We start from the raw sequence: 15,402 nt of genomic DNA, 5'->3' as shown, positions 1-15,402 counted from the left end.
AACAAATCCTCCCGGTCAGCCTTCCCAACGGAAGCCTCCACCGAACAAGCGGGATCGACCACCTCGATGGTTTCCAGGTAAACCTTGCGCCAACACAGCCTTTGAAACGAAAGCAAAGGGTGTTGCGAAGCTCACTTACTCTGACCGAACCAGCCTGCAAATTGATCAGGATCTTCACCCCGGGCCCAGAACCTTTGCCCTTGATGTGTTGCCTGCCCTCCTAAGTACCTACCTGCCAGCCCAAGCGCGCCAATTATTAGCGCTTCAAACTGGCTGCTTTGTTCCAGTCGGGTTCTTCGTTCGACCAATGGTGGTCGTCGTCACTGGAACGTTTAAATTTTGCACGGTTCTTATCCGTGTCGCTTGTAGGAACACCATTTAATGACTACTCAAATCCACACTCAGGATGCAATCCGCACCCTAACCAACGCTTTTGCACCAATGAACTGCCTGATCATGGCCGCTCGCAAAGGCTGCTTCAGCTTCACCCTGGTCAACGAACACGGCATCGCTCGTCACAGCGAACGCCTGTACCCCGATCAATACTCCAGCGCAGAACCGCTGCAGGCAGTGATCGAGCGTACCCGTCAGGCACTGGTTGCCTGATACGCCAGAAAGACTGAAAACCTCAAAAGCCCTGCTCAAAAAGCAGGGCTTTTTATTGCCCGATATTTCTCAACAGCCAGCCTGCGGCTAAGCACTAAACGATATAACGGTTATAACTCGCAGCCGGAAATATTTTAAAAACAGGCCTTTACAGCGCGAATATGACACTACACTTCAACTCAAGCGGCTTGATCCGCTTTCCGGCGAGCCTGAGTCGATTCACCTGCTGCCAACGCTCCCTTCAGGTTTCGCCGCCCATTTCATGTTTCGAGGGCTTTATGGGTATCGCTGCCAGCGAACTGTGCCGTTATGTGATCCGTCCGACATTGATTTACCTCGGGCGCCATAGCGCAACTGCCGAATCCCTTCTGCTGGGCATCGCCGCCAGCCAGTCAGCCCTTGGTTCCGCCCTGCACGACCGCCGTGGAAACGGCCTGTACCGAATCGCCGAACCCCGCCACCAGGCTCTCTGGGATCACTACCTGGCGCTGGACCCCGAGCGCGCGAGTCTCGTCCGCGGCCTCGCCAGCCAGCATGCCTTTCTCAGCGGACCGCACCTGGAATTGACCGTCAACCTGCGTTACGCCACTGCCATCGCCTGGCTGCTGGTAGAAGAACAGAACACTCCCCTCCCCGCCGCGGATGACTTGTTGGGAATGGCGCGAATCTGGCGCCAGACTTTTCAGCCTCAAGGACGCCTGCGCGATTTCACCTACGCTTGGCAAACCTGTGTATCACCACTGAATCAGGTCGCCTGCTGACCCACCGGTTTCCAAAGATCCTGCAACGGGTCGCGAATCTGGTCGGATTGTCCTACAAAACCGCTCTAACTCAAGCCATACAGCCTATAGCGCTGGGACGAAAATGTTGGTAATTTTCGCCCCGGTGATCACCAGGAGTTCTAATAATGAAAAAAGTAATGCTCAAAACCACCATTAGCCTCGCCGTTGCCATGGCATCCACCCAGATCTTCGCAAGTGGCTTTGCCCTCAACGAACAAAGCATCAGCGGGATGGGGACAGGTTTTGCCGGGCGATCTTCTTCTGCCGACGACGCATCCACCATTGCTGGCAACCCTGCCGGCATGTCTCGCATCAAGCGCGAACAAGTGACCGGCGGTTTAGCATTCATCGACGCGCACACTGACATCAGTGACGCCAGCTCCCGTCCGAATGGCGGTACCAACAAAGGTGACATGGTCCCTTTCATGGGCGTGCCGATGGGCTACTACGTCAAGCCAATCGACGACCACTGGGCATTCGGTATCGGTGTGTACGCTCCGTTCGGCCTGGTGACCGATTACGAGAACGGCTTCGCCGGCCGTTACTTCGGCAGCAAGAGCGAAGTCAAGATCGTCACCCTGCAACCGACTGTCAGCTACGCCTTCAACGACAAGGTCTCCATCGGTTTCGGCCCGACCATCAACCGTATCGACGGCACCCTGGAATCGAATCTGTCGATTACCCAGGCCGCACCGGACGGCAAGGTCAAGATCGAAGGTGACGACACCGCACTGGGCTACAACATCGGCGTCCTGGTGCAAGCCACCGACAGCACTCGCGTCGGCCTGACCTACCACTCGAAAGTGAAGTACAAGCTCGAGGGTGACACTAAGGTCAACTACAACGTGCTCGCCGCTGTGGGCCAGAATCCAAGCCAGAAGTACGACGCCTCGCTGGACCTGACCACGCCTGAATCGGTGGATTTCTCGGTCACTCACCAGTTGGACGACCAGTGGACGCTGTACGCAGGCAGCACCTGGACTCGCTGGAGCCGCCTGAAAGAAATCACCGTCGATAACAAGGGGGTTCCGGCCATCCTGAACGGTCAGTTCGGCACCATCACCGAAGAACAGAACTGGCACGACACCTGGGCTCACGCCATCGGTGCGTCCTACCAGCTGAACAAGCAATGGGTGCTGCGTACCGGCTTGTCCATTGACCAGGCACCGACCAACAACGTCGACCGCTCCCCACGCATCCCGACGGGCGATCGCAAGATTTTCAGCGTGGGCGCCGGCTGGAGCCCGACCGACGACCTGACCATCGACGTAGCGTACTCGTACCTGCGCGAAGAGTCGGTCAAGGTCAACAACAGCAACGACCGTGGCCAGAACTACAGCGCCAAGTATGAAAACTATGCGAACGGTTTCGGTGTAGGCGCGACCTACCGCTTCTGATGATTCACGGCGTGCCTGAAACGCTCGCCACCTGAATCAAAAAAGCCCCGCTCTCTTGCACAGAGGCGGGGCTTTTTCATGGGCGTCAATCAGGGTTGCGAGGCCAGGGCTTTTTCCACCGCGGCGATGAACTCGGGATCGTCGGGCTTGGTCAGGCTGGAGAAATTGGCGATCACCTTACCTTTGCGATCGACCACGTATTTGTAGAAATTCCACTTCGGCGCGCTGGTCTGTTTGGCGAGGACCTTGAACAGGTGAGTCGCGTCTTCACCGCGTACTTTCTGCGGCTCAGTCATGGTGAACGTCACGCCATAGTTCACGTAGCAGACCTTGGCGGTCTCAGCGCCGTCCTTGGACTCCTGCTTGAAGTCATTGGACGGAACGCCGATCACCTCCAGCCCCTGATCCTTGTAACGCTGATTCAGCGCCTCAAGGCTTTTGAACTGTGGGGCAAAACCACAGAAGCTTGCGGTATTGACCACCACCAGCGGTTTACCCTCAAACCGCTGGCACAGGTCGATGGATTCCTTGGCGCGCAGCTTGGGCAACGAGCCCTGCAACAGCTCCGGGCACTCGGCTGCTTGTGCCAATCCGGTAAACGCCACCAGCAACGCGGGGACTGCAATCCAGCGCATCAGCATGTCGGTGCATCCTTGATTAATGGTCACAAACGAAGTTACTCGCCCTCGCCTGTTCCTAGCAAGCGCCCATGCCCAACTGCATCAGCGCCAACCCGCCCTGATGCCATCCCCACCAGGCCAGGGCCAGCAGCAAGGCGCCGACAGCGACTACCGCCATTCGCGGCCAGAGACGGTTCATATCGCACTCAACCGGGTTTGCAGGCGCGCTACCGGCTGCTCACGCACCGGCCAGTTGAGGGCGGCGGCCAACAAGCTCAAGAGAATCGCCACTTGCCAGATCAAGTCATAGCTCCCGGTTCGGTCATACACCACGCCACCCAACCAGCCGCCGAGGAACGAACCGAGTTGGTGGAAGAGGAAAACAATCCCACCGAGCATGGACAGGTTTCGCACGCCGAACAAGGTCGCCACTGTGCCGTTGGTCAATGGCACGGTCGACAACCACAGGAAGCCCATGGCCATGCCGAACAGGTACGCAGTGGTCGTGGTGACCGGCGCCCACAGAAACAGGGTAATCACCACCGCCCGCAACAGGTACAAACCGGTGAGCAAGCGCGGTTTGGACATGCGACCGCCGAGCCAACCTGCGGTGTACGTGCCGAAAATATTGAACAGCCCGATCAGCGCCAGCACCGTGGTGCCCACCGTGGCCGGAAGATGCTGATCCACCAGATACGCCGGCAAATGCACACCGATGAACACCACCTGGAAACCGCAGACAAAAAAACCCAACGCCAACAGCCAGAACCCCGAATGGGAGCAGGCCTCACGCAGCGCTTCGGAGAGGGTTTGCTCATGACCGAGCACGGGCAGCGGCTTGTCCTTGAGCATGCTCACCAGCGGGATGATCAGCGCCACCAGCAAACCCAGGACCAGCAATGCGGCGGACCAGCCGAGCCAGCCGATCAACCCCAGCGTACCGGGCAACATGGCGAACTGACCAAACGAGCCGGCGGCGCTGGCGATGCCCATGCCCATGCTGCGTTTCTCCGGCGGCACGGCGCGACCGACCACGCCGAGGATCACCGAGAACGATGTGCCCGACAGGCCGATGCCAATCAACAGGCCCGCACTCAGGGACAAGGTCACCGCCGAGTCGGACAAGCCCATGAACACCAGGCCCACTGCGTACAGAACACCACCGACCAGCACCACTTTCGCCGCGCCAAAGCGGTCGGCCAACGCGCCGGTGAACGGCTGCGCCAGGCCCCAGATCAGGTTCTGCAAGGCAATGGCAAAGGCAAACGTCTCACGCCCCCAGCCAAACTCGGCACTCATCGGTGCCAGGAAAAGCCCGAAGCCATGTCGCACGCCCAAAGACAATGCCAGGATCAGTGCACTCCCCACCAAAACCCAACCGCATGTACGCCACATCGAGGTCATTCTTATTCTCCGGTAGCGGGTATATACCCGCTTAAGGTCGGAAAAACCGGCATCACGCCAGTTCGTCCAGCAGTCGCAACAAGGTTTCGCGTTTTTCGGCGCCCAGACGGTCGATCAGCCGCTGCTGCGCCGCTTCCCAGGCAGGCAAGGCCGCTGTCAGGCGATCTGCGCCCGCCTGGGTCAGCCGGACGATGCGGTTACGCATGTCCTCCCCCTCGACCAGCGCCACCAGACCTTCGCCCTCAAGCACTCGAAGATTGCGCCCCAGGGTGCTGCGGTCCAGGCCCATGGCTTCGGCCAGGGTGGAGATACTCGGTTCATTCAGACGCTGCAGATTGCATAGCAAAGAATACTGGGCAACGTTGATCCCGAAGCCGTCGAGAGCGCCGTCGTAATGCCTGCTGACGCCACGGGCGGCGCGACGCAGGTTGATGCATAAACATTGAGAGTCGAGCATGGTGCGTGTATATACCCGCGAGTGTGTTAAATCAAGTTACAGATGGGTTTGTTCAGCAAAATCAAAGGGGTCTGGCAGAGCGCATTCACGGGCCTGCTAGCGAAAATGCCGGTACATCTTGCCCACAACCATCAAACCAGCGCCAATCCTACCAGCACCACCATCTCCAGCAATTCCAGCATGGCCCCGGCCGTATCCCCCGTCGTCCCGCCCAATCGCCGCAGCATCAGCTGTCGTAACCAGACAAACATAACCCCCGCCAGCACAAGCGCCCAAACCCCACTGAGACCTGCGATCAAAACACAGGCCAACGCACTGACCGCCAACACCCGCTTACCCGCCAAACGCGGCAGATGATCGGCCAACGCCTGCCCCAACCCGCCGGCACGCACATACGGTGTGGTCAGGAACAAACCCAGCAAGGCGCTGCGGCCAATCAGTGGAACGATGATCAGCAACATACTGTGCGGCTGCTCGATCAACGCCAGCAACGCGGCGAATTTGAGCAATAACACCAACACCAGCGTCACCACCGCAATCGGCCCGCTGCGCGGGTCCTTCATAATGGTCAGCGTGCGCTCGCGGTCGCCGAAACCACCGAGCCAGGCATCAGCGCTATCGGCCAGACCATCCAGATGCAACGCGCCGCTGAGCAATACCCAAACGGTCAGCAGCAGCGCGGCGTGAAGCAATAGCGGCGTGCCCAGCAACAGCCAGTTCAGTGCCCATAAAAGGACACCAAACAGCAGCCCGACCAGCGGATAAAACAGCAGCGACCGACCCAGTTCCTCAGGTGTGGGCATACCGGGCAGACGTATCGGCAAACTGCTGAGAAATTGCAGGGCGATCCAGAAGGGCAACATGGTCAGATCGCTTCCTTGAGGAGGACGCCTGACTCGACGCTCAACGAAAACAGCGAGCCATGGCCGACCTCGACATTCAGCAACTGCTCACGGGGCAAGCCACGTGCCTGAGCCAGCAACAAACGCATGACGCCACCATGACTGATCAGCAAGATCCGTTCACCCGCATACGCGGCGTGCAGACGCTCTATCGACGCCAGCACCCGCATCGAAAATGCTTCAACCGGCTCACCTTCCGGCGGCGTAAAGGCATACGGATCGGCCCAGAACAGCCCCAACCCCTCGGCGTCAGTCTCCATCAGCGCCGCCGCGCTCTGCCCTTCCCAGGCACCGAAGTGCAGTTCTTGCAGATCCTTGTCGAGGTGCACAGGCAGCCCCAGTTGTGCACCGAGTTCGTCAGCAAACCGCGCACAACGTTGCAACGGTGAACTGATCAACCGATCCCAGGGCCCTTGCTCGACCACCGCCGCGCGCATCTGCGCCCAGCCCTTGTCGGTCAGCGTATCGTCGAGGCTGCCGCGCAAACCGCCGCCGAGTTCGGTTTCCCCGTGGCGCAGAAGATCCAGTCGCAACGTCATTCCGGACGATCCGCCACCGCCGCTTCGGCGAAGGTTGCCATCTGCCCGTGAAGATCGCAGGCCAGACGCAGCAACGGCACGGCCAACGCGGCGCCACTGCCCTCGCCCAGACGCAGCCCCAGATCCAGCAGCGGCTCGGCATTGAGGGTTTCCAGCACATGACGATGACCCGGCTCGGCACCGCGATGGCCGAACAACAGCCACTCACGGCAGTCAGGGTTCAAGCGCGCCGCCACCAACGCGGCGACGCTGCAGATAAAGCCGTCCACCAGCACCGCAACGCCTTCCTGGGCGCACGCCAGATACGCGCCGACCAGCGCCGCAATCTCAAAACCGCCGAGGTTGAACAGGGTTTGCAACGCATCACCCCGCTGAGCACCGTGTAATGCCAGGGCACGTTCGATGACCCGGGCTTTGTGGCTGACCCCCGCCGCGTTCAAACCGGTGCCCGGCCCGGCCAGATGCACCACCGGGCACTCGAGCAAGGCACAGGCCAGCGCGCTGGCCGCCGTGGTGTTGCCGATGCCCATCTCGCCGCCGATAAACAGCTGCGCGCCCGAGGCGACCGCTCGCTGCACGCTGTCGCGGCCAGCCTGCAAGGCGAGTTCGCCCTGGGCAACCGTCATGGCCGGGCCTTCGACGAAATTGGCGGTGCCCGCGCCGATGTTGAGGTGACGCACACCCGGCAGGTTCAACGCCGGCGTCACCGTGCCGAGGTCGACCACTTCAAGGGAAGCCCCGAGCTGGCGCGCCAACACACTGATTGCCGCGCCACCGCTGACAAAGTTATGCAGCATCTGCCCGGTGACTTCCTGAGGGAACGCCGATACGCCTTCTGCAACCACACCATGGTCGCCAGCAAAAATGGCAATCCACAGCTGATCGAGACTCGGTTTGACCTGCCGTTGCAGCCCCGCCAATTGCACGGCCACCGATTCCAGTCGGCCGAGGGAACCGGCGGGTTTGGTCAGCTGCTGTTGACGTGCCTGCGCCTGCTCGACGGCTTGCGCGTCGATCGATTTGCACGGGTTCAGCCACCAGGATTGAGTCATAAAGCAGTTCCTTTCAAAGTCAGGGGCAGGCCGGCGACAGTCAGGACGACACGTTGGCAGCGCTCGGCCAGGGCTTGATGCAGCCAACCGGCTTCATCGACATAGCGGCGAGTCAATTCGCCCAGCGGCACGACACCCATTCCGGTCTCGTTGCTGACAAAAATGATTTCACCCGGCAATGACGCCAGGCAGTCCAGCAGGGCTTCGCGTTCTGCGTTCAGACGTTCGGCATCGTCGAGCATCAGCAAATTGGTCATCCACAGGGTCAGGCAATCCACCAGCAGACAACGCTCGGCGCGGGCGCTTTCGCGCAATACGCGGGCGAGTTCGATCGGTTCTTCGATCAACGCCCATTCGGCCGGACGACGGGCCCGATGGTGGGCGACCCGTTCGTTCATTTCACCGTCCAGCGGTTGGCTGGTGGCGATGTAAGTCACCTGGAGTTGACTGTCTAACGCAAGTTTTTCAGCCAGTCGGCTTTTGCCGGAGCGGGCGCCGCCGAGGATCAGTTGCAGCATGGTTCATTCCTTAAATATGCGGTGTAGCTGCTGGCCTCTTCGCGGGCAAGCCTCGCTCCTACGGATCTGAGCCGCTCTTGACCTTGTAGGAGCGAGGCTTGCCCGCGAAGGCGTCCCCTCAAAAACCGCAGAGTTCACGCAGCAATCGGGTATCCAAATGCTTTTCCACCAGATCCGCCAACCGCTCGATATCCCGCTCGCGCAACCCGTGGTAATCCACTTCCTGCACATCCTGCAAACCCGCCCAGCGCAGCAGCGCACTGCACGCTGCCGGGGATTCAAACAGGCCGTGCAGGTAGGTGCCGAAAATCTGCCCGTCAGCACTTTGCGCGCCATCGCAGCGACCATCGTCTAACTGCACTGCGGCGTTTTCCAGCGCTGGCCCGGTGGTCACCCCGGCATGGATTTCATAGCCACTGACCTGCGCATCCTCCAGCCCCAGACGACCGCGCACATTGCGCAATTGCTTCTCTTCTTCGAGCTGTGTTTCGAACGCCAGCAGGCCCAGACCGGGACTGGAACCCGGCGCGCCTTCGAGGCCCAGCGGATCGTGCACCTGCTCACCGAGCATTTGCAGACCGCCGCAAATCCCCAGCACTTTGCCGCCATAGCGCAGATGACGACTGATGGCCGTGTCCCAGCCATTGGCCCGCAGGTACGCAAGATCACTGCGCACACTTTTCGAGCCGGGAAGAATGATCAGATCAGCCGGCGGGATCGCCTGGCCGGGGCCGATGAATTGCAGGTCCACTTGCGGATGCAGGCGCAGCGGATCGAAATCGGTGTGGTTGCTGATGCGCGGCAGTACCGGCACCACCACGTTGAGCACGCGCTCAGCCTTGTCGGTCTGGCGCTGATCGATGCCGTCCTCGGCTTCCAGGTGCAAATCCATGACATAGGGCAGCACGCCGATCACCGGTTTGCCGGTGCGCGCTTCGAGCCAATCGAGGCCGGGTTGCAACAAGGCGATGTCGCCGCGAAAACGGTTGATGATGAAGCCTTTGACCCGCGCCTGCTCGGTCGGCGACAGCAGTTCCAGCGTGCCCACCAGATGCGCAAAAACCCCGCCGCGATTGATGTCGGCGATTAACACCACCGGACAATCCACCGCCTCGGCAAAGCCCATGTTGGCGATGTCGCCGGCACGCAGATTGATCTCGGCCGGCGAGCCTGCACCTTCAACCATCACCACCGGATACGCCGCGCTCAAACGTTCGTGGGAGGCCAGCACCGCTTGCATTGCGATGGTTTTGTAGTCGTGATACGCGACCGCATTCATCGTCGTGACCGCGCGACCATGGATGATGACCTGGGCGCCGGTGTCGCTGTTGGGTTTGAGCAGCACCGGATTCATGTCGGTGTGCGGCTCAAGGTTGGCCGCCTGGGCCTGCACCGCTTGGGCGCGGCCGATCTCGCCACCATCGGCGGTCACGGCACTGTTAAGGGCCATGTTCTGCGGTTTGAACGGTACGACGCGCACGCCCTGACGCGTGACCCAGCGACACAACGCCGTCACCAGCGTGCTTTTACCGGCGTCGGATGTGGTGCCTTGCACCATCAACGTAGTCATCGGGTGTCCTTGACGAAAGATTGAAGCGCCAGTTCGAGGCGCTGCCAATCGGCTTCAACCGCCGGCAAGCCGAAACGCACGCTGCTGTTGTGGGCGAACAACCGCAGCAGGATGCCGCGCCTCGCCATGAACTCGTGAAGTGCTTCGGCATGCTCGGTGATCAGCCATTGGAACAAGGCGCAGCCACCCTGCGGCGGGAAGCCATGCTGACCGAGCAAAAGCGCCAGGCGTGCGCTGGCCTCCTCGCTGCGCCCGCGCTGCCTTGCGTGGCCTTCGGTGTCCAGCAAACAGGCTTGGCCCAACACGCGTGTCGGTCCACTGACAGCCCAGGGCCCCACCTGCTCGGCGAGCAGTTTGAGCAGCCTGCGCTCTGCCAGCACAAAGCCCAATCGCACACCGGCCAGGCCAAAAAACTTGCCGAAGGAACGCAGCACGATCAGGCCGACCTGATGGGCAAACGGCGCGAGGCTCAGCGTCGGCGTGTTGTCCATGAACGCTTCGTCCACCACCAGCCAGCCACCGCGCGAGGCCAGTCGGGCGTGCCAGTCGAGCAGGCGACTCGGGGGCAGGCTCAGGCCCGTCGGGTTGTTCGGGTTGATCACCACCAGCACGTCGAGGCTGTCGATATAGAAGTCGACTTCCTGCTCCAGCACCTCGCGCACGATGTAACCATTGCTGCGCCATGCGTGCGCGTGTTCGGCGTAACACGGCGACAGCACGCCGACCTTACCGGCCCGACGCAAACGCGGCAGCAACTGGATGGCCATTTGCGAACCGGCCACCGGCAGCACCTGTCCGGTGCCGTAATAATCGCAAGCGGCCTGCTCCAGACCGTCATCGGTTTCCGGCAAGCGCGCCCAGGCGCGCGACGGAATGTCCGGGATCGGGAATGGCCACGGCGCGAGGCCGCTGGACAGGTCCAGCCAGTCAGCTTCGGCAATGCCGTATTCGAGCGCTGCCTTGCGCAAGCGACCACCGTGCTCAAGCATAGAATTCAGCTCCCACGCAGAGAATCAGCAGCCATAACCATACCCCGCGCTGAACCAATTGCCAGCCACGGTCGATGGAATCGGCATCCGCCGGCACGCCTTCGCCCAGTTGCGGACGCTGATGCAGTTCACCGTGATAGATCGCCGCCCCGCCCAATTCGACGCCGAGCGCACCGGCACCGGCCGCCATCACGGGCCCGGCGTTGGGGCTGTCCCAGGTCGGGCCCTGGGTGCGCCAGCATTTCAAGGCCAGCCGGGTTTTGCCCAACAGCGCGTAGGTCAACGCCACCAGGCGTGCAGGCATGTAGTTGAGGACATCGTCGATCTTCGCCGCCGCCCAACCGAAACGTTCGAAGCGTTCGTTGCGGTAACCCCACATGGCATCGAGGGTGTTACTCAAGCGATAGAGCACCACGCCGGGCGCGCCGGCCACGGCAAACCAGAACAGCGCAGCGAATACCGCGTCACTGCCGTTCTCCAGAACAGATTCAGTGGCGGCGCGGGCGACTTCGGTTTTATCCAGTTCGCTGGTCTGACGGCTGACCAAATAACCCACGCGCTTGCGGGCTTCGTCCAAATCATCACTGCGCAAAGCCTTGGCCACCGGTTCGACGTGCTCACCGAGGCTACGCATGCCGAGGGCGCAATAGAGCGCGAGAATCTCGACAATCCAGCCCGCATACGGCGCCCAGGAAAACGCCGTGGCCAGCAACGTCAGCGGCACGACCGCGATCACCCACGCGGTGACGCCATGGCTGCGCCAGCCACGCCCCTCACCGTTGAAACGTTGCTCGATGCGGTCGGCAAAACGGCCGAACGCCACCAGCGGATGCCAGCGTTTGGGCTCACCCAGCAGCGCGTCCAGCGCAACCGCGGCGACACTCAATAACGCCACACTCATTGACTCACTCCCCAGTAATTTTCATACAGCAACTCACTGAGCGGACGCGCCTGCGCCCACCCTTCGAGTACCAGCATCGGCGCCGGATAGAATTCCTTGACCGGGCCGAGGCAAAGAACCGCCAACGGCTTGGCCCCGGGTGGCAAACCCAGCAGGTCCGCCAGCGCTTGCGGCTCGAACAGCGACACCCAGCCCATGCCCAGACCTTCAGCGCGGGAGGCCAGCCAGAGGTTCTGGATCGCGCAGGACAACGAGGCCATGTCCATTTCCGGCAAGGTGCGACGACCGAAGATGTGGCGCTCGCGATCGTCCATCAGCGCGGCGACCAGCACCTCGGCGCAGTCGTTGATGCCTTCGACCTTGAGCTTCATGAATTCGTCGGTGCGCTCGCCGAGTGCTTCGGCGGTGCGGATGCGTTCTTCTTCCACCAGCTGCTGGATCTTGCTGCGCAGGGCCTGGTCGCTGATGCGGATGAAGCGCCAGGGCTGCATCAGGCCGACGCTCGGCGCTTGGTGGGCGGCTTCGAGCAGGCGTCGTAGCAACTCAGGCTCGACAGTGCCGCCGCTGAAGTGGCGCATGTCGCGACGTTCGGCGATGGCCCGGTAGACCGCTTCGCGTTCGGCTTCGGAGAATGCGTTGTCGGTCATGGCCTGCTCGCGAAGACTGCATCAAAGTCCGGCGCAAAAAGAGCGGCAACCGCCGAAGGATTGGACGGAAAATAAAAATGCACATAAGAGGCCGTCATCCGCCCCGCACGATAAACCGCCTCCGCCCCCCGTCCGCCGTTCGGACTGAGTCCACGGGCAATCGGCTCAAGTTCGGTGCTGGTCAACGAATGGTGATAGGTGTGGCCACGCAACGCACCTTCCGGCAACTCAACCGCTTGCAAAGCCAACGCGGCCAGACGCTTTTGCATCACCGCATCACCTTTGAGCAAGCCAACCAATTCGGCGCGAGTACCTTCGACATCGGTCAGCGAATCGAGCAGGTACAACATCCCGCCACACTCGGCCAGCAACGGTTTGCCAGCGGCATGATGGGCGCGGATCGCGTCGAGCATCGAGGTGTTCTGTGACAGCGCCACATGGTGCAGTTCCGGATAACCGCCCGGCAGATAAAGGCTGTCCGCCTCTGGCAAATCAGCATCGCGGATCGGCGAGAAGAACAGCAACTCGGCGCCCATGGCCCGCAGCAAATCCAGGCTCGCGCCGTAGGTGAAGGCGAACGCTTCATCACGGGCCACGGCAATTCGGATGCCTTTAAGCAAAGGCTCGGCGGCGATCACATCGGGCCCGGCGAATTCCACCGCGGGCGGCAGCGCCACATCGCAACTGCTGGCCAGCGATTCGGCCGCCGCATCAAGGCGCACGTCGAGATCGTTCAACTCGCTGGCCTGAACCAGACCGAGATGCCGACTCGGCAATTCGATCCCGGTTTCCCGCGACAAGGCGCCGTACCAGCGCAAGCCTTCAGTCAGGCTGCCTTCGAGCAATTGCGCATGACGCAGCGTGCCCACGCGGTTGGCCAATACACCGGCAAACGGCAAGTCCGGCTGATACTTCGCCAGCCCCAGCGCCAGCGCACCGAAGGTCTGCGCCATCGCCGTGCCGTCAATCACCCCGAGCACCGGCACACCGAAATGCCGCGCCAGGTCGGCGCTGGACGGCGTGCCGTCGAACAGCCCCATGACGCCTTCAATGAGGATCAGGTCGGCTTCCCCGGCCGCCTCCCACAAAAGCCGACGGCTTTCCTGCTCGCCAACCATCCACATGTCCAGTTGATACACCGGCGCACCGCTGGCGCGCTCGAGAATCATCGGATCGAGAAAGTCCGGGCCGCATTTGAACACGCGCACCTTGCGCCCCTGATTGCGGTGCAAACGGGCCAGCGCGGCGGTGACAGTGGTCTTGCCCTGACCGGAGGCCGGCGCGGCAATCAATACCGCCGGGCATTGACGATGGCTACTCATAAAGTGCAGCTCACAATTCGACGCCTTTTTGCGCTTTGATCCCGGCCTGGAACGCGTGCTTGATCACGCCCATTTCGGTGACCGTGTCGGCCAGTTCGATCATCTCTGGCTTGGCGCCGCGACCGGTGACCACCACGTGTTGCATCGGTGGACGCGCCTGCAAGTCGGTGAGCACCTGATCGAGGTCGAGGTAACCGTGCTTGAGGGCAATATTCAACTCATCCAGCACCACCAGACCAATCGACGGGTCACGCAACAACTCACGCGACACAGCCCACGCGGCTTCGGCGGCGGCGATGTCACGCTGACGGTCCTGGGTTTCCCAAGTGAAACCCTCGCCCATCACATGAAAACGCACCTGCTCCGGGAAGCGGCGGAAGAACAGCTCTTCACCGGTGCTGTTACGGCCCTTGATGAACTGCACCACGCCGCACTGCATGCCGTGGCCCATGGACCGGGCGAGCATGCCGAAGGCCGAGCTGCTCTTGCCTTTGCCGTTGCCGGTCAGCACCAGCAGCAGGCCGCACTCATTCGGCGAGTTGGCGATGCGTTCGTCGATCACGGCTTTTTTGCGCTGCATGCGCGCCAAGTGGCGTTCGTCACGATCAGGGGAATCAGTCATGGGGAGCTCTCCGTTGAGGCTGGATAACGGCGGGCAGGCACAAGAATAGACGGCAAGAAGCCTGGCATCGCCCACCGTGATGCCGTTGGATGAATCAGGCCGGTCTCCGGGCTCATGAGCGGCTCGCGCCGGACTGCGCGCCTTCCCATGTCGACAGTCGACACAGTGGCTCAAGACGCAGTCTTTACTCATTTACCGTTGCGGGGGCAGCGCCGGGATCGTGACGTTTCGTCGCTTGGTGATAGTCACTCACCGGCTTCCCTGTTTCACTCTGTCGGCCACCGCCACAGAGCACCTGAAACAAGCCGCGAAGGTTAGAGGGTTGGGGGTGGAGCGTCAATTGAAGACAAAGCGCGCGCGAGCGATATACTGCCGCCGATCAATTATCTGACATCAATCTTGCACGACACTGTCAGCTTTGATATCAAAGCGCCACAACCCAACATCACAATTACAAGGGTGAGCAACATGCAAGGCATGATTATCAGCAATCCGAAGCTGGAATTCCTGCGACCGGTGCTGGAACGCTGGTTTGACTGTATCGACCGCTACAACACGGTGCGCGGCGATAACGACACGCCTTACTGGCACGACGAAAAAGCCAACCTCGGCCTGCTCTCTGCAGCAGCCTGGATGGCGGAAATGGTCACACTGCAACAAACACCGACGCGCAAACAGAACGAAGAAGGGGAACGCAACGGCCGCGCCGATCTGTATATCGCCACCCCCGAACAACGCGCCTACCTTCAGACTACTCAACGCTGGCCGCGGGTCAATAGCCTGAACCTGACTCAAGCGCTGCAGGACATCACCAGCAACGCCAAGCGCATCAGCTACGCCAGCGACCTGAGACTCGGCTGCCTGTTCGTTGCGCCTCAAAAGGCACAGCAGAGCGCGACACCGGAAGAACTCCAGGACATGGTCGACGACCTGCAAAAGGAACACAGCTGCGCCGTGGCCTGGTATTTCCCATACGCCTACCGCAAGTTGCGCAACGAAGCGGGCAACTATCACCCCGGCATCGCCGTGCTGCTCAAGGAAGCCCGCGGCTGACTGGTTGAACCATCGCGTGCT

18 protein-coding genes and 1 riboswitch are annotated in these 15,402 nt (G+C 61.2%); of the genes, 4 read left to right on the top strand and 14 right to left on the bottom strand.

Features of this window, described 5'->3' with window-relative positions:
- The first annotated feature begins 381 nt into the window (after nucleotides 1-381).
- The 3 genes from ACA051_RS09405 to ACA051_RS09395 all read left to right on the top strand — a co-directional run bounded on the left by ACA051_RS09405 (nucleotide 382) and on the right by ACA051_RS09395 (nucleotide 2,785).
- The gene (locus ACA051_RS09405; protein WP_008031832.1) at nucleotides 382-606 is read left to right on the top strand and encodes a hypothetical protein; all 225 of its coding nucleotides are present in this window, start codon (nucleotides 382-384) and stop codon (nucleotides 604-606) included.
- A 278-nt stretch (nucleotides 607-884) separates the two neighbouring features.
- Entirely contained in the window at nucleotides 885-1,367 is a 483-nt protein-coding gene (locus tag ACA051_RS09400) for a hypothetical protein (protein ID WP_497309341.1), read from the top strand.
- A 146-nt stretch (nucleotides 1,368-1,513) separates the two neighbouring features.
- Entirely contained in the window at nucleotides 1,514-2,785 is a 1,272-nt protein-coding gene (locus ACA051_RS09395) for an OmpP1/FadL family transporter (protein ID WP_497309340.1), read from the top strand.
- Between the two features lie 89 nt (nucleotides 2,786-2,874).
- Here ACA051_RS09395 and ACA051_RS09390 read toward each other — a convergent pair whose 3' ends face one another.
- The 14 genes from ACA051_RS09390 to cobO form a co-directional block, all read right to left on the bottom strand.
- Complete coding sequence (locus tag ACA051_RS09390; protein WP_497309338.1) at nucleotides 2,875-3,426, bottom strand: glutathione peroxidase; 552 nt, start codon at nucleotides 3,424-3,426, stop codon at nucleotides 2,875-2,877.
- Nucleotides 3,427-3,481: 55 nt separating this feature from the next.
- On the bottom strand, nucleotides 3,482-3,604 hold the full coding sequence (locus tag ACA051_RS09385; RefSeq protein WP_497309336.1) for a hypothetical protein: 123 nt from the start codon (nucleotides 3,602-3,604) through the stop codon (nucleotides 3,482-3,484).
- Nucleotides 3,601-4,809 carry an MFS transporter gene (locus ACA051_RS09380; protein ID WP_497374466.1) on the bottom strand — a complete coding sequence of 403 codons (1,209 nt, stop codon included), beginning with the start codon at nucleotides 4,807-4,809 and terminating at the stop codon, nucleotides 3,601-3,603. Before ACA051_RS09380 ends, ACA051_RS09385 begins: the two co-directional genes overlap by 4 nt.
- A gap of 52 nt (nucleotides 4,810-4,861) precedes the next feature.
- On the bottom strand, nucleotides 4,862-5,266 hold the full coding sequence (locus ACA051_RS09375) for a MarR family winged helix-turn-helix transcriptional regulator (protein WP_497309334.1): 405 nt from the start codon (nucleotides 5,264-5,266) through the stop codon (nucleotides 4,862-4,864).
- A gap of 131 nt (nucleotides 5,267-5,397) precedes the next feature.
- Complete coding sequence (locus ACA051_RS09370) at nucleotides 5,398-6,129, bottom strand: adenosylcobinamide-GDP ribazoletransferase (protein ID WP_497309332.1); 732 nt, start codon at nucleotides 6,127-6,129, stop codon at nucleotides 5,398-5,400.
- Between the two features lie 2 nt (nucleotides 6,130-6,131).
- Nucleotides 6,132-6,707, bottom strand: a complete 576-nt coding sequence (cobC, locus tag ACA051_RS09365; RefSeq protein WP_497309330.1) for an alpha-ribazole phosphatase family protein — start codon at nucleotides 6,705-6,707, stop codon at nucleotides 6,132-6,134.
- The gene (gene cobT / locus ACA051_RS09360) at nucleotides 6,704-7,759 is read right to left on the bottom strand and encodes a nicotinate-nucleotide--dimethylbenzimidazole phosphoribosyltransferase (protein ID WP_497374464.1); all 1,056 of its coding nucleotides are present in this window, start codon (nucleotides 7,757-7,759) and stop codon (nucleotides 6,704-6,706) included. The genes cobC and cobT overlap by 4 nt, the downstream gene beginning before the upstream one ends.
- Nucleotides 7,756-8,277 (bottom strand): bifunctional adenosylcobinamide kinase/adenosylcobinamide-phosphate guanylyltransferase, encoded by a 522-nt coding sequence (gene cobU, locus ACA051_RS09355; protein WP_497309327.1) that lies wholly within the window; start codon nucleotides 8,275-8,277, stop codon nucleotides 7,756-7,758. The genes cobT and cobU overlap by 4 nt, the downstream gene beginning before the upstream one ends.
- A 118-nt stretch (nucleotides 8,278-8,395) precedes the next feature.
- On the bottom strand, nucleotides 8,396-9,847 hold the full coding sequence (locus tag ACA051_RS09350; RefSeq protein WP_497374462.1) for a cobyric acid synthase: 1,452 nt from the start codon (nucleotides 9,845-9,847) through the stop codon (nucleotides 8,396-8,398).
- Nucleotides 9,844-10,836 carry a threonine-phosphate decarboxylase CobD gene (gene cobD / locus ACA051_RS09345; RefSeq protein WP_497374460.1) on the bottom strand — a complete coding sequence of 331 codons (993 nt, stop codon included), beginning with the start codon at nucleotides 10,834-10,836 and terminating at the stop codon, nucleotides 9,844-9,846. The genes ACA051_RS09350 and cobD overlap by 4 nt, the downstream gene beginning before the upstream one ends.
- The gene (cbiB, locus tag ACA051_RS09340; RefSeq protein WP_497374458.1) at nucleotides 10,829-11,737 is read right to left on the bottom strand and encodes an adenosylcobinamide-phosphate synthase CbiB; all 909 of its coding nucleotides are present in this window, start codon (nucleotides 11,735-11,737) and stop codon (nucleotides 10,829-10,831) included. Before cbiB ends, cobD begins: the two co-directional genes overlap by 8 nt.
- Entirely contained in the window at nucleotides 11,734-12,384 is a 651-nt protein-coding gene (gene bluB / locus ACA051_RS09335) for a 5,6-dimethylbenzimidazole synthase (RefSeq protein ID WP_497309319.1), read from the bottom strand. The genes cbiB and bluB overlap by 4 nt, the downstream gene beginning before the upstream one ends.
- Nucleotides 12,381-13,706: a cobyrinic acid a,c-diamide synthase CobB gene (locus ACA051_RS09330; protein ID WP_497374456.1), complete on the bottom strand. Its 1,326-nt coding sequence runs from the start codon at nucleotides 13,704-13,706 to the stop codon at nucleotides 12,381-12,383. The genes bluB and ACA051_RS09330 overlap by 4 nt, the downstream gene beginning before the upstream one ends.
- 10 nt (nucleotides 13,707-13,716) lie before the next feature.
- On the bottom strand, nucleotides 13,717-14,328 hold the full coding sequence (gene cobO, locus ACA051_RS09325) for a cob(I)yrinic acid a,c-diamide adenosyltransferase (RefSeq protein WP_090181682.1): 612 nt from the start codon (nucleotides 14,326-14,328) through the stop codon (nucleotides 13,717-13,719).
- Between the two features lie 80 nt (nucleotides 14,329-14,408).
- A riboswitch (cobalamin riboswitch) is annotated at nucleotides 14,409-14,642 on the bottom strand.
- A 154-nt stretch (nucleotides 14,643-14,796) separates the two neighbouring features.
- Here cobO and ACA051_RS09320 point away from each other — a divergent pair.
- The gene (locus ACA051_RS09320) at nucleotides 14,797-15,381 is read left to right on the top strand and encodes a hypothetical protein (protein WP_497298087.1); all 585 of its coding nucleotides are present in this window, start codon (nucleotides 14,797-14,799) and stop codon (nucleotides 15,379-15,381) included.
- Nucleotides 15,382-15,402: the final 21 nt, after the last annotated feature.

The organism is Pseudomonas sp. LBUM1669 (assembly GCF_059695705.1).
This window is presented reverse-complemented; position numbering and strand designations above follow the sequence as displayed.

Excerpts from the sequence above, each read along its gene's own strand:
- ACA051_RS09385 (WP_497309336.1), bottom strand. The coding sequence starts at position 3,604 with ATGAACCGTCTCTGGCCGCGAATGGCGGTAGTCGCTGTCGGCGCCTTG.
- bluB (WP_497309319.1), bottom strand. The coding sequence starts at position 12,384 with ATGACCGACAACGCATTCTCCGAAGCCGAACGCGAAGCGGTCTACCGG.
- cbiB (WP_497374458.1), bottom strand. The coding sequence starts at position 11,737 with ATGAGTGTGGCGTTATTGAGTGTCGCCGCGGTTGCGCTGGACGCGCTG.
- cobO (WP_090181682.1), bottom strand. The coding sequence starts at position 14,328 with ATGACTGATTCCCCTGATCGTGACGAACGCCACTTGGCGCGCATGCAG.
- ACA051_RS09400 (WP_497309341.1), top strand. The coding sequence starts at position 885 with ATGGGTATCGCTGCCAGCGAACTGTGCCGTTATGTGATCCGTCCGACA.
- ACA051_RS09395 (WP_497309340.1), top strand. The coding sequence starts at position 1,514 with ATGAAAAAAGTAATGCTCAAAACCACCATTAGCCTCGCCGTTGCCATG.
- cobT (WP_497374464.1), bottom strand. The coding sequence starts at position 7,759 with ATGACTCAATCCTGGTGGCTGAACCCGTGCAAATCGATCGACGCGCAA.
- cobU (WP_497309327.1), bottom strand. The coding sequence starts at position 8,277 with ATGCTGCAACTGATCCTCGGCGGCGCCCGCTCCGGCAAAAGCCGACTG.
- ACA051_RS09330 (WP_497374456.1), bottom strand. The coding sequence starts at position 13,706 with ATGAGTAGCCATCGTCAATGCCCGGCGGTATTGATTGCCGCGCCGGCC.
- cobC (WP_497309330.1), bottom strand. The coding sequence starts at position 6,707 with ATGACGTTGCGACTGGATCTTCTGCGCCACGGGGAAACCGAACTCGGC.
- ACA051_RS09370 (WP_497309332.1), bottom strand. The coding sequence starts at position 6,129 with ATGTTGCCCTTCTGGATCGCCCTGCAATTTCTCAGCAGTTTGCCGATA.
- ACA051_RS09390 (WP_497309338.1), bottom strand. The coding sequence starts at position 3,426 with ATGCTGATGCGCTGGATTGCAGTCCCCGCGTTGCTGGTGGCGTTTACC.
- ACA051_RS09405 (WP_008031832.1), top strand. The coding sequence starts at position 382 with ATGACTACTCAAATCCACACTCAGGATGCAATCCGCACCCTAACCAAC.
- cobD (WP_497374460.1), bottom strand. The coding sequence starts at position 10,836 with ATGCTTGAGCACGGTGGTCGCTTGCGCAAGGCAGCGCTCGAATACGGC.
- ACA051_RS09350 (WP_497374462.1), bottom strand. The coding sequence starts at position 9,847 with ATGACTACGTTGATGGTGCAAGGCACCACATCCGACGCCGGTAAAAGC.
- ACA051_RS09380 (WP_497374466.1), bottom strand. The coding sequence starts at position 4,809 with ATGACCTCGATGTGGCGTACATGCGGTTGGGTTTTGGTGGGGAGTGCA.
- ACA051_RS09375 (WP_497309334.1), bottom strand. The coding sequence starts at position 5,266 with ATGCTCGACTCTCAATGTTTATGCATCAACCTGCGTCGCGCCGCCCGT.
- ACA051_RS09320 (WP_497298087.1), top strand. The coding sequence starts at position 14,797 with ATGCAAGGCATGATTATCAGCAATCCGAAGCTGGAATTCCTGCGACCG.